Annotated in this window: 17 protein-coding genes; 12 read left to right on the plus strand and 5 right to left on the minus strand. The window is 70.4% G+C overall.

All coding sequences use genetic code 11. The features are described from left to right. The first annotated feature begins 107 nt into the window (after window positions 1-107). Window positions 108-1547 carry a rhomboid family intramembrane serine protease gene (locus CEK69_RS11425; RefSeq protein WP_152245673.1) on the plus strand — a complete coding sequence of 480 codons (1440 nt, stop codon included), beginning with the start codon at window positions 108-110 and terminating at the stop codon, window positions 1545-1547. 61 nt (window positions 1548-1608) lie between these two features. Here the strand turns inward: CEK69_RS11425 and CEK69_RS11430 are convergent, their stop codons facing one another. Continuing rightward, window positions 1609-2889 (minus strand): hypothetical protein, encoded by a 1281-nt coding sequence (locus tag CEK69_RS11430; RefSeq protein WP_152245675.1) that lies wholly within the window; start codon window positions 2887-2889, stop codon window positions 1609-1611. Between the two features lie 261 nt (window positions 2890-3150). Here CEK69_RS11430 and nudK point away from each other — a divergent pair, with 261 nt between their 5' ends. Further along, window positions 3151-3753 carry a GDP-mannose pyrophosphatase NudK gene (gene nudK, locus CEK69_RS11435; protein WP_017911324.1) on the plus strand — a complete coding sequence of 201 codons (603 nt, stop codon included), beginning with the start codon at window positions 3151-3153 and terminating at the stop codon, window positions 3751-3753. 129 nt (window positions 3754-3882) lie between these two features. Here nudK and CEK69_RS11440 read toward each other — a convergent pair whose 3' ends face one another. Both CEK69_RS11440 and CEK69_RS11445 read right to left on the minus strand, forming a co-directional pair. Then, a complete protein-coding gene (locus CEK69_RS11440) occupies window positions 3883-4335 on the minus strand; it encodes a GFA family protein (RefSeq protein ID WP_152236089.1) in 453 nt (150 codons plus the stop codon). A 58-nt stretch (window positions 4336-4393) separates the two neighbouring features. After that, complete coding sequence (locus tag CEK69_RS11445) at window positions 4394-5899, minus strand: helicase HerA-like domain-containing protein (protein WP_152245677.1); 1506 nt, start codon at window positions 5897-5899, stop codon at window positions 4394-4396. Between the two features lie 335 nt (window positions 5900-6234). Between CEK69_RS11445 and CEK69_RS11450 the strand changes: the two genes are divergently transcribed. Beyond that, a complete protein-coding gene (locus CEK69_RS11450) occupies window positions 6235-7833 on the plus strand; it encodes a transglycosylase SLT domain-containing protein (RefSeq protein WP_017915164.1) in 1599 nt (532 codons plus the stop codon). A gap of 661 nt (window positions 7834-8494) precedes the next feature. On the opposite strand, the gene asd is transcribed toward CEK69_RS11450, so the two are convergent. Both asd and CEK69_RS11460 read right to left on the minus strand, forming a co-directional pair. Next, on the minus strand, window positions 8495-9340 hold the full coding sequence (gene asd, locus CEK69_RS11455; RefSeq protein WP_152245679.1) for an archaetidylserine decarboxylase: 846 nt from the start codon (window positions 9338-9340) through the stop codon (window positions 8495-8497). Beyond that, complete coding sequence (locus tag CEK69_RS11460; protein WP_152245681.1) at window positions 9337-9987, minus strand: SCO family protein; 651 nt, start codon at window positions 9985-9987, stop codon at window positions 9337-9339. Before CEK69_RS11460 ends, asd begins: the two co-directional genes overlap by 4 nt. Window positions 9988-10066: 79 nt before the next feature. Between CEK69_RS11460 and prmB the strand changes: the two genes are divergently transcribed. The 9 genes from prmB to CEK69_RS11505 all read left to right on the plus strand — a co-directional run bounded on the left by prmB (window position 10067) and on the right by CEK69_RS11505 (window position 21393). Beyond that, entirely contained in the window at window positions 10067-10993 is a 927-nt protein-coding gene (prmB, locus tag CEK69_RS11465) for a 50S ribosomal protein L3 N(5)-glutamine methyltransferase (protein WP_152245683.1), read from the plus strand. Window positions 10994-11003: 10 nt separating this feature from the next. Continuing rightward, on the plus strand, window positions 11004-12107 hold the full coding sequence (gene aroC, locus CEK69_RS11470; protein ID WP_152245685.1) for a chorismate synthase: 1104 nt from the start codon (window positions 11004-11006) through the stop codon (window positions 12105-12107). After that, window positions 12100-13134, plus strand: a complete 1035-nt coding sequence (locus tag CEK69_RS11475) for a D-glycerate dehydrogenase (protein WP_026143387.1) — start codon at window positions 12100-12102, stop codon at window positions 13132-13134. The genes aroC and CEK69_RS11475 overlap by 8 nt, the downstream gene beginning before the upstream one ends. A gap of 100 nt (window positions 13135-13234) precedes the next feature. Continuing rightward, window positions 13235-14260 carry an aspartate-semialdehyde dehydrogenase gene (locus CEK69_RS11480; RefSeq protein ID WP_017909102.1) on the plus strand — a complete coding sequence of 342 codons (1026 nt, stop codon included), beginning with the start codon at window positions 13235-13237 and terminating at the stop codon, window positions 14258-14260. Window positions 14261-14800: 540 nt separating this feature from the next. Continuing rightward, on the plus strand, window positions 14801-16828 hold the full coding sequence (locus CEK69_RS11485) for a FimV/HubP family polar landmark protein (protein WP_226975135.1): 2028 nt from the start codon (window positions 14801-14803) through the stop codon (window positions 16826-16828). A gap of 220 nt (window positions 16829-17048) precedes the next feature. Further along, complete coding sequence (gene truA, locus CEK69_RS11490) at window positions 17049-17822, plus strand: tRNA pseudouridine(38-40) synthase TruA (protein ID WP_017911049.1); 774 nt, start codon at window positions 17049-17051, stop codon at window positions 17820-17822. After that, the gene (locus tag CEK69_RS11495; RefSeq protein ID WP_152245689.1) at window positions 17819-18481 is read left to right on the plus strand and encodes a phosphoribosylanthranilate isomerase; all 663 of its coding nucleotides are present in this window, start codon (window positions 17819-17821) and stop codon (window positions 18479-18481) included. Before truA ends, CEK69_RS11495 begins: the two co-directional genes overlap by 4 nt. A gap of 234 nt (window positions 18482-18715) precedes the next feature. Further along, window positions 18716-19396 carry an OB-fold-containig protein gene (locus CEK69_RS11500; RefSeq protein WP_152245691.1) on the plus strand — a complete coding sequence of 227 codons (681 nt, stop codon included), beginning with the start codon at window positions 18716-18718 and terminating at the stop codon, window positions 19394-19396. Continuing rightward, the gene (locus CEK69_RS11505; protein ID WP_043090818.1) at window positions 19393-21393 is read left to right on the plus strand and encodes a hypothetical protein; all 2001 of its coding nucleotides are present in this window, start codon (window positions 19393-19395) and stop codon (window positions 21391-21393) included. The genes CEK69_RS11500 and CEK69_RS11505 overlap by 4 nt, the downstream gene beginning before the upstream one ends. Window positions 21394-21418 lie beyond the last annotated feature (25 nt).

The raw sequence follows: 21418 nt of genomic DNA on the forward strand, positions 1-21418 counted from the left end.
GGTGCGACTGCGGTGGAGCGGGGTGGCGATGCTAGCGCGTGCCAGCGGCTTGCGCACTCGTGGACGATGGCCGAAGCTGGCGCCGCCCCGCACATGGACGTTCTTCGATGTTGATCCTGCCGCTGCACAAGCCGCTGTCGCGGGACAATTTTCCGTTGGTCACGCTGCTGCTGATCCTGCTCAACATCGCGGTGTACGCGGGCTGGCAGCGCCACGACGCGGCGCCGCTGCGGCAGGCGCAGCGCTACTACCTGGACTCCGGTCTCGGCGCGCTGGAAGCGCCGGCCTACGCGCGCCATCTGGAACGCAGCGGTCAGCGCGAGGCGTTGGCGCAACTGCAGCAGGTACCGGCGGCGGAGCGGTCGGCCTTCGTCGGCGCCGCCACCGTGCACGACGTGCGCTTCGTGCACGCCATGCGCGACGGCAGCGCCTTCGCCGATGCCGCTGCACAGCAGGCGTGGACGCCGCTGCGCGCGCGTTACGACGCGCTGCTGCAGCGCGTGTTCACCCTGCGCCATGTGCAGCGCAGCTCGGAATGGGCGCCGGCGCGCATGCTCAGCGCCGCGTTCCTGCACGCCGACGCCATGCATCTGATCGGCAACATGCTGTTCCTGCTGGCGCTGGGCACGCTGCTGGAAGGCGCGATCGGCGGCTGGCGGTTCCTGGCGGTGTACCTGCTCGGTGCGTTCGGCGCCAGCGCGGCCAGCCTGTGCTGGCGTTGGGGCGAGGCCGGGGCCGGTATCGGCGCGTCCGGCGCCATCGCCGCGCTGATGGGCGCGTTCTGCGTGGTCTGGGGGCGGCGTCCGGTGCGCTTCTTCTACTGGGCGGCCGTGCTGTTCGACTATGTACGCGCGCCGGCCATCGTGCTGCTGCCGCTGTGGCTGGGCTGGGAGCTGTACAACCTGCTGTGCAACGGCGATGCCGGCATCGGCTTCGACGCGCATGCCGGCGGGCTGGTGGTCGGCGCGCTGCTCGGTGCCGTGCTGGTGGCGACCGGGCAGACGCGCGAGGCCTTCCTGCGCGACGATGGCGGGGCGCTGGCCGATGACCGCTGGGAGCGTGCGCAGGCGCATCTGGGCCGGCTGGAGCACGTCCAGGCCGGTGCATTGCTGGACGCGCTGGCCGTGGAAGCGCCGCGGCGCTTCGATGTGGCGCTGGCGCGCTACCGCCTGGCCGCCAATGCCGGCCAGGCCGCGACAGCGCGGGCACGGGCGCTGGAGCTGTTGCGCCTGTCGGCCGCCTCACCCCAGGAGGCGCGGCAGCAGGCAGGAGTGCTGCACGCGGCCGGCGATCTGGATGCACCGATGCGTGCGGCGTTGTTCGCGCGCTGGATGGCGCTGGGGATGCTGGCCGAGGCCGAGACGCTGCTGGCGCAGGATGCGGTCTCGCCGCGCGAGCAGCAGGCGCAGGCCTGGTTCCGGCTTGCGCTGGGCCACGGCGAACGCCAGGCCACGGCGGAGTGGCGGCGTGTGCTGGAGGGGTTGATCGTGCGCTATCCGGATCTGCCGCAGGCGGACAAGGCGCGGTTCCTGTTGGCCAACGCCTGAGCGCGCTGCCTGGTGCGTGCGGGGCGCTTGCCGCGTCCCGCTCCGCGCATCGCAGGACGCGCTAGACCGGCGCGATCGTCACCGCACGCAACGCCGCCTGCAGCTTGCCGCGCTGCAGCTCGTCGTCGCAGCGGCTCAGCGCGTGTTCCAGCAGGCCGCGCGCCTGCGCGTCCTCGCCGAAGCGTTCTGCAAGCAGCAAGGCGGCCTGCAGCGACCAAGCGCTGTGTTCCGGTGCCTTCGGCCAGGCACGCAGCGCGGCCTGCAGGCCGTCGGCGGCGAGCCGGAACTGGCCGGCCAGCTGCGCGCGTTCGGACAGCAGCGTGGCCTGTTCCGGCAGCAGTGGCACGAAGTCGGGATCTGCATCCAGCGCCTCGCGCTGCAGGGCCAGTGCCCGCCGTTCCTGCTTCTCCTGCAGCAGCCGGTGGATGTACTGGCGGGTGTGCTCGCGGCGTTCGTCCTGGCGCGCACTGCCGCGCAGCAGACGCTGGTACAGCTCGTGCACGCCCAGGCTCACCGCGCGGGTGCGCACTTCGCTGCGCAGCACCTGCAGCGCGTCGTCGGTATGGCCGTCGCGCACCAGCTGTTCGGCCTCGTCGAGTACGCGCTGGTCCGGGTCGTGGCGGGTGAAGCCGCTCGCGGCGTCGGCGGCAGGTTCGTAGCCCAGCACGGCGTGATACTGGTAGACCAGATAGCCCATCAGGTGGAAGGCGGCGAACAGGCCCCAGATCGTCACCACGGTGACCGCCAGGTCGGCGACCAGCGGCGGCAGGACGCGCTGCAGCCAGGCGGCGGCGCCCAGCGCGCTGGCCTGGATCACGAACAGCAGGCCGAACGCGGCCAGGTACGGCCAGCCGATGCGCAGCGCCAGACCGATCGACACCGCCGGGTTCAGCGCGCGGCGCAGGCTGCCGTCCATCGCCAGGGAAATCAGGATGCCCGGCTGCAGCAGCACCACCGCCAGCAGCATCAGCAGGCCGCCGACCGGGCCGGTCAGCAGCAGCGCGGCGAACACCGCCACGCCGAGCAGGATCATCATCGCCAGCAGCCGCAGCACCACGCCGTCGCCGATGTCGAAGCCGCGTTCCGGCGCGTCCAGGTAGCCGTCGGTGGTGTGCCGCAGGATCTCGAAGGCGTATTTGTAGATGGCCAGGGTGGTGACGATGCCCAGGATCCAGCCGATGCCGGGCAGCATGCCCAGCAGGCTGCACAGGGTCAGCGCGATCAGTGCGTACAGCGCGCCGCCGCGCAGCGGATACAGCGCGATGGCGCGGGTGCGCGCCCAGAACGGTTCGGGTGTGCTGCGGTGTACGCGGCTCGCGCCCGCGCGACGACGGTCTTCCATGACGCCCCCTGTCTACGAAGTGTGACGATTGTGCGGGTCGGCTGCGGCGCACGCAATCGGGAGGCTGGCTGGGGCGGCGGCGCGATGCGGACGGCGGCACCGAGGGAGTGTGGTCGGTTGCGCAAAGCGCACCCCGTGCCGGCGCGCAGGTGTGCGTGCTGGCTACACTGCCCGGTCGAACGGCGGCAGAGGTGTGGCGGGTGCCGCGCCTGCGGCCTGCCGTGTCCCTTGTCCCTTGTCCCTTGTCCCTTGGAGTTTCGCTTGGACCCTTCCTTCGTTTCCGGCAACCCGCGCGTGCGCGTCACCAACATCGAAGTGCTGTCGGACAACTGGTACGTGCTGCGCAAGGTCAGCTTCGATTTCCAGCGCCACGACGGCAGCTGGCAGGCGCTCACGCGCGAGGCCTACGACCGCGGCAACGGCGCGACCATCCTGCTGTACAGTCGCGCCAAGCGCACGGTGATGCTGACCCGTCAGTTCCGTCTGCCGACCCTGCTCAACGGCAACCCCGACGGCATGCTGATCGAGGCCTGCGCCGGCCTGCTCGATCGCCACGATCCGGAGACCTGCATCCGCAAGGAGACCGAAGAGGAAACCGGTTACCGGATCGAGAACGTGCGCAAGGTGTTCGAGGCGTTCATGAGTCCGGGTTCGGTGACCGAGCGGCTGTACTTCTTCGTGGGCGAGTATGTCGATCGCGACAAGGTCGGTGCCGGCGGTGGCGTGGCCGCCGAGGGCGAAGAGATCGAGGTGCTGGAGCTGGCGCTCGATGCGGCGCTGGCGATGATCGACAGCGGCGAGATCGCCGACGCCAAGACCATCATGCTGCTGCAATACGCCAAGCTGCACGGTTTGCTGGCCTAGCGTCGCTTTATCGGTTCTTGTCTCTGTGGGTGGCATCGTCAGGATCGAAGGCCGCGCCCAACCGCGCATCCAGCGTTCTGAACGCTGCGCCTGCCGATCGCCGGTGACGACGGTGTGCGGCAGGCATGCTCAGGTGTCAGCGATGACCCATTGCACGTCCGGCACCCACGCCTGCCGCCATCGGGCCATTTTTGCCTCGGCGTCCAGCCATTGTGGGGACACCGGTGCTGCGGCCCCCAACGCCGGCGTCTTGTTCAGACAGCCGGCATTGACGGCACCGTAAAGCCGCCCCTGATGCTCGAACGTGACCGCGACCAGCACCCCGCACTGGCGGCACAGCTGGAATTGCGCGGCCTCCGCACCCTGGCGATAACGATGCACGGCCTCGGCATGCGTGGCCGTCAGTCGCAGCGTGCCGGCGGGATCGGAAACATATGCCGCACCATGCTTCTGGCAGAAGCTGCAGTCGCAGGCGCGCGGACGGATGTCCTCGGCCGGTTGATCCGTCGAGAACGCGACGGTCAGGCAGCCGCAGTGGCAGCTTCCCTGGAGCGTTGTCGGCTTGTCTTGGCGCGACATCATTGCAAGGCGCTCATCGCGTTCCTGTCCATGCTGGAGCTTCCTTTGGCGTCGGCCGCGCTCAGCGCTTGCCGCCGAAGATACTGCCGAAGATGCCGCGAACGATCTGCTGGCCGATGCGGTTGCCGATGGTGCGCGAGGTCTGCTTGGCCATCGCCTCGAGCATGCCCTGGCGGCGCTTGGTGCCGAACACCGCGTCCTTGACCGCCTGGCCGAAGCCGCTGTCCTGCGCTTCGTCCTGTTCGCGGGTGCGTGCCGGCGGCGCGGCGCTGTGGTCGGCGCTCTGCTCGACCCGGCGCGCCAGCATTTCTGCCGCCGATTCGCGATTGACCGGCGTGTCGTAGCGGCCGCCGACCGGGCTGCCGGCGCGCACCTGCGCGCGCTCGGCGTCGGTGATCGCGCCCATGCGGCAGCGCGGCGGGGCGATCAGGGTCTGCTGCACCGGTGCCGGCACGCCCTTGTCCTGCAGCGTGGACACCAGCGCCTCGCCGGTGCCGAGCTGGGAGATGGCCTTGGCCACGTCCAGCTTGGGATTGGCCACGAAGGTTTCGGCGGCGGTGCGCACCGCCTTCTGATCGCGCGGCGTGTAGGCGCGCAGCGCGTGCTGTACGCGGTTGCCGAGCTGGCCGAGGATGCTGTCGGGCACGTCGTCCGGGAACTGCGAGCAGAAGTACACGCCCACGCCCTTGGAGCGGATCAGCCGCACCACCTGCTCGATGCGCTGCACCAGCGCCGGCGGCGCATCGTCGAACAGCAGGTGCGCCTCGTCGAACACGAACACCAGTTTCGGCTTGTCCAGGTCGCCCACTTCCGGCAGCCGCTCGAACAGTTCCGACAGCAGCCACAGCAGGAAGGTCGAGTACAGCCGCGGCTTGAGCACCAGTTGCGCGGCGGCGAGGATGCCGATCACGCCACGACCGTCGTGGTCGACCCGCATCAGCTCGGCCAGGTCCAGCGCCGGTTCGCCGAAGAAGCCTTCGCCGCCGTCCTGGGCCAGGCGCAGCAGCGCACGCTGGATCGCCGCCACCGACTGCGCGCTGACTAGGCCGTACTCGGTGGAGATGTCCTTGCGCTCTTCCACCACCAGTGCCAGCAGCGCACGCAGGTCGTCCAGGTCGAGCAGCAGCAGGCCGCGGTCGTCGGCCAGCTTGAACACGATGTCGAGCACGCCGGCCTGGGTGTCGTTGAGTTCCAGCACGCGCGCCAGCAGGGTGGGGCCCATCTCGCTGACGGTGGTGCGCACCGGATGGCCGAGCTTGCCGTACAGATCCCAGAACAGCACCGGGTTGGCGGCCGGGGCGTAGTCGGCCACGCCGATCTCCCGGGCGCGCTGCAGCACCTTCTCGCTGCCGTCGCCGGGCATCGCCAGGCCGGCCACGTCGCCCTTGACGTCGGCCAGGAACACCGGCACGCCGATGCGCGAAAAGCCTTCGGCCAGCGTCATCAGGGTCACGGTCTTGCCGGTGCCGGTGGCGCCGGCGACCAGGCCGTGGCGGTTGCCCAGGCGCGGTTGCAGCAGCACTGCGATGTCGTCGGTCACGCCTTTGCCTAGCAGGATCGGGTCCATATCGGGGTCCGCAATGAGATGCCCGGATTCTAGAACGTACGCGGCATGGCCGAACGCGTGCGAGCCACCGCGGGCGCGCTGCGCCTGCCTGCAACTGCCGGCACTCCCTGCCAGCCGCGGTCTTTGCGAGGTGTGGTCGTTTGCGGGTGCGGCACCGGCATGGTGGACGACATCGGTGGCACGGGAGCCAGCGCGCGCGGTACTTGTGCTGCGGTGCGGGATGGCCGCCGGCGATGAACCCTGGCCCCGCCGCGGGCTGGACCCTGGCCGCCGCGACCTTGCCGCGATGCGACGGCGGGGGCTACCCTGCGGCCTTTCCGTCGCCGCGTCCCACCATGCCCCTTCCGTTCCGCTTCACCCACGCGTGGCCCGTCGCGGCTGCCGTGGCGCTGACCTGCACCGCTCCTGCCGCCCAAGCCCGCGTGTCCGCCCGCGACCAGGCCGCCATCGCCGTCCTCGACCAGCGCCTGGCCGCCGCCGAGAAGCGCTACAACGACGCCCTGGTGCTGGTCGGCAACAGCGACCCCAAGGGCACCCAGGAAAGCGACGCCGCGCTGGAGGACATCGAGGACGTGATCCAGGCCTGCATCAAGCAGCGCGGCTGCGAGGTGGGCACCTATCTGGGCGCGTACAAGCGCCTGCTGAAAGCCAAGGCCGATGCGCAGGGCCAGGCCAGCGACACCGATGCCGCCGACGACGACTCGGCGCCGCTGCAGGCCGACCCCGACCACATCAGTCCGCTCGCCGCCGATGTGCCGGAAGCCGCGCGTGCGGCGCGCCTGCTCAACGACAAGCGCCACGCCTTCGATTCGATGGTGGAGTACAACCCGGCGGTACAGGCCGGCATCCGCCGCTGGCTCACCGACATGCGGCCGGCACTGATGAGCAGCTACGAGAACTACCAGAACCTGCGCGCGATCATGTGGCCGGAATGGGAGAAGCGCGGCCTGCCGGAAGCGCTGCTGTTCGGCATCATCGCCAAGGAGTCCAACGGCCGCGTGCACGCCAATTCGCGGGTGGGTGCGGCCGGGCTGATGCAGTTCATGCCGGCCACCGGGCGCCGCTTCGGCCTTGGCCCGGACGGTACCGGCTTCGACACCCGCTACGACGCGCGCAGCGCCGCCGAGGCCAGCGCGGTCTACATCAACGAGCGCATGGCCGAGCTCAATCGCAGCGTCGAACTGGCGCTGGCCGGCTACAACGGCGGCGAAGGCCGCGCCGCGCGCGTGTTCAACCAGATGCCAGGCCGCAGTTTCTGGGACGCGTCGGTGTACAACCAGTTCCCGGCCGAGACCAAGGACTACGTGCCGATGGTGATCGCCGCGGCGTGGATCTTCCTGCACCCGCAGCAGTACGGCGTGGCCTTCCCCAAGATCAATGCGCAGCCGGCCACGCTGCGTCTGGCCAAGTCCACCACCATCTACGAACTGACCATCTGCCTGGGCAGCGACGGTACCCGCGACGGCTACATGCGCGCGCTGCGCAACCTCAACCCGCGCTACGAGCCGGACGGCTGGATCCCGGCCGGGGTGACCATCAACGCCACCACCAAGATCGTCGGCCTGTACAACCGCTACTGCGTCAGCGGCCCACGCGCCGACCTAGCCCGTGCGCTGATCACCGCCGACGTCACCTCCGCCGTGCGCAGCGGCAGCCCGGCGCCGGCCGCCGACCTCACCGGCAATGTCGCGGTGGGCGACGTCAGCCCGGTCGCCGGCGTCCCGACCACGGTGGCCACCGGCCGTCCCGCGCCGGCCAAGCCCAAGCAGAAGCAGGTGCGCAACTACCGCGTGGCCAAGGGCGACACCCTGGGCCGGATTTCCGACCGCCATGACTGCGACCTGAAGGAGCTGGCCAAGGCGAATGGCTTGCGTGCGCCGGGTTATGCGCTGAAGCCGGGGCAGTCGCTGAAGTTGGTGGGCTGCGAGAAGTAGGGGCACAGCCGCTCCCTTCTCCCTCCGGGACTATGGCCCCCTTTTCGGAGGAAGGTGGCGCGCAGCGCCGGATGAGGGTGCGGCTGCCGCAGTGTTGGGCCTGTGGCTTTTCGGTCATCCATCGCGGACGGACCGTCTGTCACCGTCCATGCGTCGGGACTGAAGTCCCTCCCACAGTGGGTGCCGTTGTATCTCGCGGGTCGCTAGCTGAAGCTCCGGCCGCGAGACCCGAGCGCGGCCCATCCCTTCTCCCCCTGGGACCATGGCCCCCTTTTGGGGGAAGGTGGCGCGCAGCGCCGGATGAGGGTGCGGCGGCCGCAGTCTTGGGTGTGCGGCTTTTCGGTCATCCATTGCGGGTTGGCGGTCTGTCACCTTCCATGCGTCGGGACTGAAGTCCCTCCCACAGTGGGGCCATTGCATCTCGCAGGTCGCTAGCATGAACGTCGACCGTGAGATCCAAGCGCGATCCCAATCCCTTCTCCCCTCGGGAGAAGGTGGCGCGTAGCGCCGGATGAGGGTGCGGCGGCCGCAGTGCCGAGGCGCGCGGCTTTTTCTGGCATCCATCGCGAGCTCGCGGTCTCTCAGTGCCAATGCGTCGGGACTGAAGTCCCTCCCACAAGGGTGTCTCTGCACAAAGGGGCCGCAGCGCGGCCCTCGCACCTCAGCGCACCAGCCGCGCCAGCGCCTGTCCCAGCCGCACCGGCGATTCCGCCTTCAGCGTCGGGTCGAACGCGGCCACGCCGGGCGGCAGCAGCACGATCACCGTGGAGCCGTAGTTGAAGCGCGCCATTTCCTCGAACCGCTGCAGGGTAATCCCCTTGCCGCGCCAGTCCTTGCGGGTGATGCGGTCGGCGTAGCGCGGGATCTCCACGCCGCTCCACACGGTTTCCACGCCGGACACCAGCAGCGCGCCGACCATCACCGAGACCATCGGGCCGAAGTCGGTGTCGAAATGGCAGACCAGGCGCTCGTTGCGCGCGAACAGGCGCGGCACGCTGCGTACCGCGTCGGTGCCGACGCTGAACAGCCGCCCCGGCACGTGCACGGTTTCGCGCAGGGTGCCGGTCCAGGGCATGTGCACGCGGTGGTAGTCGCGCGGCGACAGGTACACGGTGGCATACAGGCCATTGGCGAATGGGGCCGCGGCCGCGTCGTCGCCGAGCAGTTCGGCGGCGGTGAACGACTGCCCCTTGGCCTGGAAGATGCGTCCGTCCTCGATCCGGCCGAGCTGGCTGATGCGGCCGTCGGCCGGCATCAGCAGCGCCTGCGGATCGGGATCGGCGACGCGCGCGCCGGGCTTCAGCGCACGGGTGAAGAAGGCATTGAAGGTCGGGTAGGCACGCGCATCCGGTTGCGCGGCCTCGCTCAGGTCCACGCCGAAGCGGCGCACCACCGTGTCGATCAGCCACTGCTTGAGCCCGGGCCGCGACGAATAGGCCAGGCGCCGCGCCAGCGAGGACAGCAGCCGGTGCGGCAGCACGTAGGTCAGACGGGTGGTCAGGCTCATGGGGCGGTGGCCTTGGTCAGGGCCTGCAGGTCGGCGGCGATCGCGGCGGCATCGAACGGCGGGCGGATCAGCCCGGCCTGGCGGCCCTGCGGGTCGAGCACCGCGATCGCGGCGGAGTGGTCCATGCTGTAGTCGTTCGGGTTCTCGGCGTAATGCTTGCCGGGCACCTTCTGGAACACGAAGCCCAGTGCGGTGGCGAAGCGCTCCAGCTCGGGCACGTCGGCGGTGGCGGCGATGGTGTCCTTGTGGAAGGCGTGGGCGTACTCGCCCAGCCGCGGCAGGGTGTCGCGCTGCGGGTCGACCGAGACGAACAGCACGCGCGGGCGCAGCGTGTCCGGCAAGGTCTCCCATTGCTTCTGCGCGCGGGCCAGGTCGGCCAGGGTGGTCGGGCACACGTCCGGGCAGGCGGTGAAGCCCAGGAACACCAGGGTCCAGTGACCCTTGAGCTCGCCCGGCACCAGCGGCGTGCCGTCGGTCTGGCGCAGGTGGAAGTCGGGCAGGGGGCGCGGCTGCGGGTACATGCGCACCGTGCGGGTCTCCGGCCAGGCCGGGGTGGCGCTGCCGCCGAAGTACTTCTGGGCCAGCAGCAGCCCCAGGCCGGCGGCCAGGGCAACCACCAGGACGATGCCGAAGGTGCGGTTGAACATACTGATTTCCCATGCAACGAACGCTCATCATAGCGGCCGGGCCTCTATAATCGGGGGCCGAATTGCCTTGCCTGTTGCCATGACTGCCGACGCGGCCGCCGAACTCCACACGATCATCGACCTGATCCGCTACGGCACCAGCCGTTTCAACGCCGCCGGGCTGAGCTTCGGCCACAGCTACGACAACGCCCTGGACGAGGCCACGCAACTGGTGCTGCACGCGCTGCACCTGCCGCACGACCTGGGCCCGGCCTACGGCAGCGCGCGGGTCACCACGCCGGAGAAGGCGCAGGTGCTGGCGCTGTTCGAGCGCCGCATCGCCGAGCGCATTCCCGCCGCCTACCTCACCGGCGAGGCCTGGTTCGCCGGGCTCAGCTTCAAGAGCGATGCGCGCGCGCTGGTGCCGCGCTCGCCGATCGCCGAGCTGATCGAGGCCGGCTTCGAGCCGTGGCTGGCCGGACGCCCGGTGGAGCGCGCGCTGGACCTGTGCACCGGCTCGGGCTGCATCGCCATCGCCATGGCCCACTACAATCCGAACTGGCAGGTGGACGCGGTCGACATCAGCGACGAGGCGCTGAGCCTGGCCGCCGAGAACAAGGAGCGGTTGCTGGCCGACAACGTCGAACTGGTCAAGTCCGACCTATTCGCCGGGCTGAGCGGGCGCCGCTACGAGCTGATCGTGACCAATCCGCCCTATGTCACCCATGCCGAGACCGACGCGCTGCCGCCGGAGTACGCGCACGAGCCGGAGCTGGGCCTGCGCGCGGGCGACGACGGGCTGGACCTGGCGCTGAAGATCCTGCGCGACGTGCCGGCGCACCTGAGCGAGGACGGGCTGCTGATCTGCGAGGTCGGCGAATCCGAACGCGCGCTGGCGCAGTTGCTGCCGGAAGTGGACTTCGCCTGGGTCGAGTTCAAGGTCGGGCAGATGGGCATCTTCGCGGTGGAGCGCAGCGAATTGATCGCGCATCACGCGCGCATCGCCGCGCTGGCCGCGGACCGGTGACGCAAGCGACATGAGCGCGAACAGTTTCGGCAAGCTGCTGACCGTCACCACCTTCGGCGAATCGCACGGGCCGGCGATTGGCTGCGTGGTCGATGGCTGCCCCCCGGGGCTGGAACTGGACGCCAGCGAATTCGCCCACGACCTGCAGCGCCGCGCCACCGGCAAGAGCCGGCACACCTCGGCGCGACGCGAAGCCGATGCCATCGAGATCCTGTCCGGGGTCTACGAGGGCCGCACCACCGGCACTCCGATCGGCCTGCTGATCCGCAATACCGACCAGCGCAGCAAGGACTACACCGCCATCGCCCGGCAGTTCCGTCCGGGCCATGCCGACTACAGCTACTGGCAGAAGTACGGCATCCGCGATCCGCGCGGCGGCGGCCGCTCCTCCGCGCGCGAAACCACCATGCGCGTGGCCGCCGGCGTGATCGCCAAGAAGTGGCTGGCGCAGCGCTACGGCGTGCGCGTGCGCGGCTACCTGTCGCAGCTCGGGCCGCTGCTGCCGCAGGGCTTCGCCTGGGACGCGGTTGAGGACAACGCGTTCTTCTGGCCGCACGCGCCGCAGGTGCCGGAGCTGGAGGCGTACATGGATGCGCTGCGCAAGTCCGGCGATTCGATCGGCGCGCGCGTCACCGTGGTCGCCGACGGCGTGCCGGCGGGCTGGGGCGAGCCGATCTACGGCAAGCTCGACGGCGAACTGGCCGCGGCGATGATGAGCATCAACGCGGTCAAGGGCGTGGAGGTCGGCGACGGCTTCGCCGCGGTGACCCAGAAGGGCACCGAGCACCGCGACCTGATCGCGCCGGACGGCTTCCAGTCCAACCACGCCGGCGGCGTGCTCGGCGGCATCGCCACCGGCCAGCCGGTCGTCGTCTCGGTGGCGTTCAAGCCCACTTCCAGCCTGCGCCTGCCCGGCGCCACGGTGGACGTGGACGGGCAGGCGGTGGACGTGATCACTACCGGCCGCCACGACCCCTGCGTCGGCATCCGCGCCACCCCGATCGCCGAGGCGATGATGGCGCTGGTGCTGATGGACCAGGCGCTGCGCCACCGCGCGCAATGCGGCGACGTCGGCACGATCACGCCGCGCATCCCCGGCGGTGGCGATGGCTGAGTCGCGGCCGCGGGTGTGGGTCAGCCAGCCGCTGTTCGACGATGTCGTCGCACGGCTGGGCGAGTATTGCGCGCTGACCACCACCGCGGACGTGACCAGGTATTCGCCGCAGGACCTGGCGCAGGCGCTGGCGCCGCTGGACGGCGCCCTGGTCACCCTCAACGAACGCATCGGCGCCGCCGAGATCGCCGGCGCGCCGCGGTTGCGCGCCATCGCCAACGTCGGCGTCGGCTACAACAATCTGGACCTGGACGCGCTCAGCGCGGCCGGCATCGTCGCCACCAACACGCCCGACGTGCTCACCGAGACCACCGCCGATCTCGGCTTCGCCCTGCTGATGGCCGCCGCGCGCCGCGTCGGCGAGGCGGAGCGCTGGCTGCGCGCGGGGCAGTGGCAGCAGTGGTCGTTCCAGACCATGCTCGGCGCCGATGTCCACGGCAGCACCCTCGGCATCCTCGGCATGGGCCGCATCGGCCAGGCCATCGCGCGCCGCGCCGCCGGCTTCTCGATGCGCGTGCTGTACCACAACCGCAGCCGCCTGCCGGCCGAGGTGGAGCGCGCGCATCGCGCCGAGTACGTCGGCTTCGACGACCTGCTGGCGCGCGCCGACCACCTGCTGCTGGTGCTGCCGTACAGCGCGCAGTCGCATCACATCGTCGACGCCGCCGCGCTGGCGAAGATGCGGCCGACCGCGACGCTGGTGAACATCGCCCGCGGTGGCCTGGTGGATGAAGTCGCACTGGCCGACGCGCTGGCCAACGGGCGTCTGGCCGCAGCCGGACTCGACGTGTTCGAAGGCGAGCCGGCGATCCGTCCGGAGCTGCTGGCGCTGCGCAACGTGGTGCTGACCCCGCACATCGGCAGCGCCAGCGTGGCCACGCGCCGCGCGATGGTGTCGCTGGCGGTGGACAACCTGCTCGCCGCCCTGGGCATCGGCGCCGACGCCGGGCGCCCGCCCAACGCGCTGAACCTGGACGCGATCGCCGCGGCCGGCGGCGCGCGGGCGATTGCGGACAAAAAACGATAGGGAGCCTGCGGCGCCGCGCGCGACGCGCACGGCAGGTTCCCCGAATCCACCTGGCAGTGCGGCTGTTCCTCCCCTTCTTTTTCTGCGGATCGAATCTTCCATGAGCAATGCAACCCGTCGTTTCAACGTCGCCGTCGTCGGCGCCACCGGTGCCGTCGGCGAGACCATGCTGAGCATCCTCGCCGAGCGCGATTTCCCCGTCGCCACGCTGTACCCGCTGGCCTCCGAGCGCTCGGCCGGCGGCCAGGTCGAATTCAAGGGCCACAAGGTCACCGTGCTCGACCTGGCGACCTTCGATCCGAGCGGCGTGGACATCGCGCTGTTCTCCGCGGGCGGCGGCATCTCCAAGGAGTACGCGCCGAAATTCGCCGCGGCCGGCGCGGTGGTGATCGACAACTCCTCGACCTTCCGCTACGACGACGACGTGCCGCTGGTGGTGTCGGAGGTCAACCCGCACGCGCTGAAGAACCGCCCGCGCGGCATCGTCGCCAACCCCAATTGCTCGACCATGCAGCTGATGCCGGTGCTGGCGCCGATCCACAAGGAATACGGCATCGAGCGCATCAACGTGGCCACCTACCAGTCGGTGTCCGGCGCCGGCCGCTCGGGCATGGAGGAGCTGGGCAAGCAGACCGCGCAGTTGCTGGCGTTCCAGGACATCGAGCCGCAGAAGTTCCAGGCGCAGATCGCCTTCAACCTGATCCCGCACATCGACGACTTCCAGCCCAACGGCTACACCAAGGAAGAGATGAAGCTGGTGTGGGAGACGCAGAAGATCCTCGAGGACAGCAGCATCCTGGTGAACCCCACCGCGGTGCGCGTGCCGGTGTTCTTCGGCCATTCCGAGGCGGTCAACATCGAGACCAAGCGCAAGATCACCGTCGAGCAGGCGCGCGCGCTGCTGGGTCAGGCGCCGGGCGTGGAAGTGGTCGACGAGCACAAGGCCGGCGGCTATCCGACCCCGGTGACCCATGCCTCCGGCAAGGACCCGGTGTTCGTCGGCCGCATTCGCGAGGACTTCTCGCACCCGCGCGGCCTCAATCTGTGGGTGGTGGCCGACAACATCCGCAAGGGCGCCGCGCTCAATGCGGTGCAGCTGGCCGAGCTGGTGGCTCAGGAGGGCTGAAAGCCGGGACCCGGGTCCCGCGGTTTCATGGCGTGGCGGCGTGGCTGGCCGCGCGGCCTGATCGTGTGGCGGAGTGGAGCGAAGGCCGGGGCGCGAGCCCTGGCTTTTTGTTTGGAAAATGGAAGTCGCAGGTATCCGCGCTCGCCCCGTTGTGGGAGGGACTTCAGTCCCGACGCGAGATCCCGCACACCGCGTTATGAAGCGCGGTCCCTGTCTCGGATTTCCGAGTCCCCAGCCTCCCCACGGGGGCTTTTCCGGGCCCGGATTTTTTGGGAACTTCAGTCCCGACAGCGGCCGCACCTCGCGTCGGGACTGAAGTCCCTCCCACAGTGGCGTGCCTGGGCTTTCCTGCTGCAGTATGTTCTTGCGTCGTGGATTTCAGCAGTGCACCAGCAACGCGGTCCCTGTCTCGGCTTTTCCGGACCCCGGGTCCCCGGTCCCGGCTTCCTATATATTGCACGCATGACTCCAAGGGGCAGGGGCGGGATGCGCCTACAACCACGTTTGTTCCGTCGCCATCGCGGCGATGCGGTGTCCGCCGTGCGCGGGCTGCGCCATGTCTGTCGCGCCGCCGCGGCGCTGCTGTTGCTGGCCTGCAGCCAGGCCGCGCTGGCCCTGGGCCTGGGCGATATCCGCGTGCTGTCCAAGCCGGGAGAGCCCTTCCTGGCCGAGATCCCGGTGATCTCCAACGAGCCGGGCGAACTGGAGCGGGCGCGGGTGGCGCTCGCCTCGCCGGCGACCTTCGCGCGGGTCGGGCTGGAGCGCCCGCAGGGCCTGGTCAGCGATCTGCAGTTCCGTTTCACCCAGACCCGCAAGGGCCGCGCGGTGATCCAGGTCAGCAGCCGCATGCCGGTCGACGTGCCGTCGCTGAGCTTCCTGATCGAGGTCGATTGGGGCCAGGGGCGGCTGATCCGCGAATACTCCGCGCTGATCGATGCGCCCAACACCGCCGCCGCGATCGATGCACCGGCGATCGATGCGCCGGCCGCGGCGCAGCCGTCCGACCGCATCGCCCGCGAAACGTCCACCGCGGCGCCAGCGCCTGCAGCCGCCGCCACGCCGGCGACGCCGAGCGCCAGGCCCGCCGCCACGCCGCGTCCGGCGCCGGCCCCCGCGGCCGCGCCCGGCGATGCGCTGGCGCCGGTGCGCGCCGGGCAGACCCTGTCGCAGATCGCCGGGCAACTGGCGCGCGGCAACGGCCATTCGCTGGACCAGACCATGGTCGCGCTGCTGCGCGCCAATCCGGACGCCTTCATCCGCGGCAATCTCAACCTGCTCAAGCAGGGCGCGGTGTTGCGCACGCCGCGCGAGGAGGACCTGGCCAGCCTGGATGCCGCCGCCGCCGAGGCGGTGGTGCGCGAGCAGGCGGCGCAATGGCGCCAGGCGCGTGCGCCGGTGCCGCAGCCGGCACAGGCGCAGCAGGACGCGGCGACGGCGCAGACTGCGCCCAAGCCGGCCGCCGCGGCGCCGGCCGCCGCCGCTGGCGCACGCCTGGAAATCGCGCCGGCGGTGCCGGCGACGCGCCGCGAGGCGGGAACCAAGTCCGGCACCGGTGCCGGCGACGAAGGAGACATGGTGGCAGCCCAACAATTGCAGCAGGCGCGCGAAGACCTCGCGGCACGCGATGCCGAGGTTCAGGAATTGCGCTCGCGGGTGGAGCAGCTCGAAAAGCTCAAGTCCCAGCAGCAGCAACTGATCGCGTTGAAGGACAGCGACCTGGCCGCGGCGCAGAAGCGCCTGGCCCAGGCCGGGCAGGCGGCGCCGGCCGCGGCGGCCGCCCAGGCACCGGCCAATGACGGGTTCCCGCTGTGGCTGTGGGGCGGGCTGAGCCTGCTGGTGCTGGGCCTCGGTGCCTGGCTGCTGTCGCGCCGGCGCAAGCCCTCGCCGCTGCCGCCGTTGCCGCGCGACGACGACGCTGCGCTGGCGGCGAGCGCCGCGGTGCCGGTGGTCGCGCACCGTGATGTCGATGCGCCGGAACTGCCGCCGCTGGAGCCGGCCGAGCCGCTGGCCGAGGAGGAGACGGTCGCCCGCGACCACGAGGCGTTGGAAGAGTGGTCGCGCGCCGACCATCTGGACCACGCTGCCGCCGATCACGCCGATCACCACACCGCGCTCGACGACGACGCCTTCGAGCGCGTGCTGGCGCAGCAGTCGCTGCGGCAGGCGCCGGCCGATGCGCCGCTGTCCGCGGACAACGACGACGACCATTCCGCTGGCGTGTCCGATGCCCATTCGGAGGCCGCACCGGCCGCCGAGCCGGCTGCCGAGGCGCCGTGGCGGCAGCCGTCGCCGGTGGTCGCAGTGCCGGGCGGCGACGCCCATGCCGACAAGGACGCCGGCGGCGGCCGGCAGGAGCCGACCTGGCATCAGCCTGCCGCGCCGGCCCCGGCCCCGGTCGAAGCACCGTCGCCGTATCCGCCGGCGGGCCGCGAGCGGTTGGAACTGGCGGTTGCGTACATGGATCTGGGCGACAACGAGACGGCACGTACCCTGCTGGCCGAGGTCGCGGCCAGTGGCGATCCGGCCGCACGCGCCGAGGCGCTGCAATTGCTGGGACGGCTGGACTGATGGTGGCAGGCGGCGCGCGGCGCGCTCGCCGCGGCCGTCCGGCCTGGATCGGGACGGCCCAGCGGCATTTTGCGCATCGGCGACGGGCGCGCGCCGAGCGCGCGCTCCCGATTGGGCAGAGGCACTGCCGCGATGGCGTTGCAGGCGCCCCGTGTTGGTCCCTGCGCGCGTCGGCCACGCCGCTCTCCGAGGGAGACGCCGCACTGCGACGGAGGTCCGCATGCGCTACGCGCTAGGCGTGGAGTACGACGGCAGCGAGTTCCAGGGCTGGCAGCAGCTCGGCGAGAGTGGCGGCCCCAGCGTGCAGGCCACGCTGCAGGCGGCGCTGTCGTCGGTGGCCGACGCCCCGGTCAGCGTGGTCTGCGCCGGCCGCACCGATGCCGGCGTGCACGGCGAGTGCCAGGTGGTGCATTTCGATTGCGATGCGCCGCGCCCGGCGCGCGGCTGGATGCTGGGCGCCACCGCGCGGCTGCCGCCCTCGGTCTGCGTGCGCTGGTGCGTGCCGGTGGCCGACGACTTCCACGCGCGCTTCTCCGCCCGCGCGCGCCGCTACCGCTACCGCCTGCTCAACCGCCAGGTACGCCCGGCGCTGTACCGGCAGACCCTGAGCTGGGAGCGGCGGCCGCTGCAGGCCGACGCCATGCACGCGGCGGCGCAGGCGCTGCTGGGCGAGCAGGACTTCAGTGCTTTCCGCAGCGTGCAGTGCCAGGCCCTGCACGCGCGCCGCGAGCTGCAGTCGATCGCGGTGACCCGCAGCGGCGAGCTGGTCGAGATCCAGGTCCAGGCCAATGCATTCCTTCATCACATGGTGCGCAATATCGTTGGTTCCCTTGTCATGGTGGGAACGGGCGAAAAGCCGGTGTCCTGGATTGGCGAACTGCTCGCGGGACGCGACCGCCGCGTCGCTGGTCCGACGGCACCGCCGCAGGGCCTGGTGTTCGTCGGTCCCCTCTATCCCGCCCACTGGACGCTTCCGGACGAGGTCACGCTATGAATCGCACGCTGTATCGCACCCGCATCAAGTTCTGCGGCATGACCCGCGCCGGCGACATCCGCCTGGCAGGCGAGTTGGGCGTGGATTCGATCGGGTTCGTGTTCGCCCATGGCAGCCCGCGGCGGGTGGCGCCGGCCGAGGCACGGGCCATGCGCCAGGCCGCCGCGCCGATGGTGGACGTGGTGGCGCTGTTCCGCAACAACCCCAAGGACGAGGTGCGCGAGGTGCTGCGCACGGTGCGTCCGACCCTGCTGCAGTTCCATGGCGACGAGGACGACGGCTTCTGTCGCAGCTTCAATCTGCCGTACCTGAAGGCGGTGCCGATGGGCGGCGGCGAGGTGAATGCGCGCACCCTGCAGCTGCAGTATCCGAACGCAGCTGGCTTCCTGTTCGACAGCCACGCCCCCGGCGAAAGCGGCGGTTCGGGCAAGACCTTCGACTGGTCGCGGCTGCCGACCGGCCTGCACCGGCCGTTCCTGCTCGCCGGCGGCATCAATGGCGACAACGTGTTCGACGCGATCATCGGCACCCTGCCGTGGGGCGTGGACGTGTCCAGCGGCATCGAGAGCCAGCCCGGGATCAAGGACGGCCACAAGATGCGCAAGTTCGTCGAGGAAGTGCGCCGCGCCGACTGCCACGAGTTGAACACCAACTGCTGAGCGCGGCCGGCTGGCACGCACCGCCGGGAGCAGCCCGCTGCCGGGTCCGGGCCGGCGCCGGCCGCCGCAGGTGCCGCCGCCTCGGCCCGCGTCGCGGGCCAACCGCCGCGACTTTCACGTATCATCCGGCTCTAGAACCTGCCGGCGGTCCGCCGCGCGCCGTGCGCGCAGGCCGGCGGGATGACGCGAGCCCATGATGGGACGCGCCGTCACGGCACAGCAAGGATGAGGGGGATGGCCGAGTTCCTGAACGTCGCACTGGGATTTCCCACGTTGCCGTACAGCATCCTGTTGGCATTTTCCGCGCTCTACTGGGCGCTGGCCGCCTTCGGCATCGGCGACCATGCCGCGCCCGACGGGCATCTGCATGTCGACGGCGCCGACCATGGCCTGCACGGCGTGTCCGCCGTCTTCGCGCGGCTGGGCCTGGGCGGTGCGCCGGTGATGCTGGTGGTGGTGCTGCTGTCGTTCTGGGGCTGGCTCGGCACCTATTTCGTCCATCTGTTCCTGCTGCAGTCCTTGCCGGCCGGCCTGCGCTGGGGCATCGGCAGCGGCGTGGCGCTGTTGGCCCTGCTGCCTGCGCTGCCGCTGACCTCCTGGATGCTGCGGCCGCTGCGCCGGCTGTTGCTGCGGCTGCGTCCGGTGGCGCAGACGTCGTTGCTCGGCAAGGTCGGCGTCGTCGCCTCGCCGCGTGCCGACGCGGACTCCGGCTACGCCACCGTCGACGATGGCGGCGCCGGCCTGGTCCTGCAGGTGCGTGCCCAGGCCGGCCAGGTCTATCCGCGCGGCGAGCGCGTGGTGCTGGTCGACTACGTGCAGGCGCACAACCACTATCTGATCGCCCGCGAGCAGGATCTGCCGGGTTTGCCGTTTCCACACAGCCTGATTGCGGGCGATAAGGAGATCCACCGATGAGTTTTGCGACGATGGCGCCGTTTCTGATCGGCGTCGGCATCCTGCTGGTGCTGCTGCTGGGGCTGGCCGGCCTGTTCCGCGCGTTCTACCGCAAGGTAGATCAGGGCGTAGCGCTGATCGTCAACGACATGAGCGCCACGCCCAAGGTGCACTTCACCGGCGCGTTGATCGTGCCGGTGCTGTACCGCGCCGAGCTGATGCGGATCAGCCTGATCACCCTTCAGGTCGACCGCCGCGGCAAGGAAGGGCTGATCTGCCGCGACAACATGCGCGCCGACATCGCCGTGGCGTTCTACCTGCGGGTCAACGAGACCCAGGCCGACGTGCTGCGCGTGGCCAAGGCGATCGGCGCCGACCGCGCCTCGGACAAGGACGCGGTCGACGAACTGTTCAACGCCAAGTTCTCCGAGGCGCTCAAGACGGTGGGCAAGAAGTTCGAGTTCACCGAGCTGTTCGAGAAGCGCCAGGAGTTCCGCGACGAGATCATCGCGGTGATCGGCAACGACCTCAACGGCTACGTGCTCGAGGACGTGGCGATCGACTACCTGGAGCAGACGCCCAAGGCGCTGCTGGATCCGCACAACATCCTCGACGCCGAGGGCATCCGCAAGATCACCGAGCTCACCGGCACCCAGAACGTGGTCACCAACGAGCTGGAGCAGAACGCGAAGCTGGCGATCACCAAGAAGAACGTGGAGGCGCGCGAGGCGATGCTGGCGCTGGAGCGGCAGCAGGCCGAGGCCGAGGCGCGGCAGAAGCGCGAGGTCGACACGATCCGCGCGCGCGAGCAGGCCGAGACGCTGAAGGTGCAGGAGGAGCAGCGTCAGTTGGCGGAGAACGCGCGCATCGAGGCGCAGCAGCTGATCGACATCCGCGAGCAGAACCGCCTGCGCGAGGTCGAGGTGGCCGAACAGAACCGCCAGCGCGCGGTGGCCATCGAGGTCGAGCGGGTCGCGCGTGCGCGCCAGCTGGAGCAGGTCACCACCGATCGCGAGGTGCAACTGCAGGGCGTGGAGCGCGACAAGGTGGTCGAGAACGGCAAGATGGACGTGGCCAACATCACCCGCGAGCGCATCGCCATCGACAAGACCGTGGCGCAGGAAGAGGAGCGGATCAAGGAAGTGCGTCAGGTCGCCGAGGCCGACCGGCTCAAGCAGGTCACGATCCTGGAAGCGGAGGCCAAGGCGCAGGAACTGCTGGTGCGCCAGGTCAAGGACGCGCAGGCGCGCGAGACCGCGGCCAAGCACCGCGCGGTCGAACTGACCACCCTGGCGCAGGCCGAACACGAGGCCGCCGGCAAGCAGGCCGAAGCCAAGAAGCTGCTCGCCGACGGCATCCGCGCCGAGAAGGCCGCGCCCGGTCTGGCCGACGCGCAGGTCAAGGAAGCCTCGGCGCTGGCGATCGAGAAGGTCGGTATCGCCGAGGCGCGGGTGATCGAGGCCAAGGCCGATGCCAGCCTCAAGCAGGGCAGCAACGAGGCGCGCGTGCTGGCCGAGACGCTGCAGGCCAAGGCGCAGGGCGAAGAGCAGATGGGCAAGGCCAAGGCCAGCGCCGCCGAGTCGATCGGCATGGCCGAGGCGGTGGTGGTGGAGAAGCGCCTGTTGGCCGAGGCCGACGGCCTGACCCGCAAGTTCGAGGCGATCGGCGCGCTCAGCGACAGCGCGCGCGGCCACGAGGAATTCCGGATGCTGCTCGACAACAGCCTCAAGCAGGCGCTGGCGTCGATCGAGGCCGGCAAGGAAGTGTCCAAGGAGAACGCCGAGGTCATCGCCAGCGCCCTGCGCAATGCCGACATCGACCTGGTCGGCGGCGACGGCGGCATGTTCGACAACCTCATCAAGGCGGTCTCGCTCGGCAAGTCGATCGAAGGCCTGGCCGACAAGAGCCCGATCGTGCAGGACCTGATGCAGCGCTATCTCGGCGTGCAGCGCGGCGCGGCGGCGCCGTCGCGGCTGGCGCCGGACGCGACTGTCCAACTGCCCGTCGCCGAGCCTTGAGCGCGGCACTGGACTGAGTGCGCAG

The organism is Xanthomonas sp. LMG 12462 (genome assembly GCF_009192885.1).
GTDB lineage: Bacteria > Pseudomonadota > Gammaproteobacteria > Xanthomonadales > Xanthomonadaceae > Xanthomonas_A > Xanthomonas_A sontii.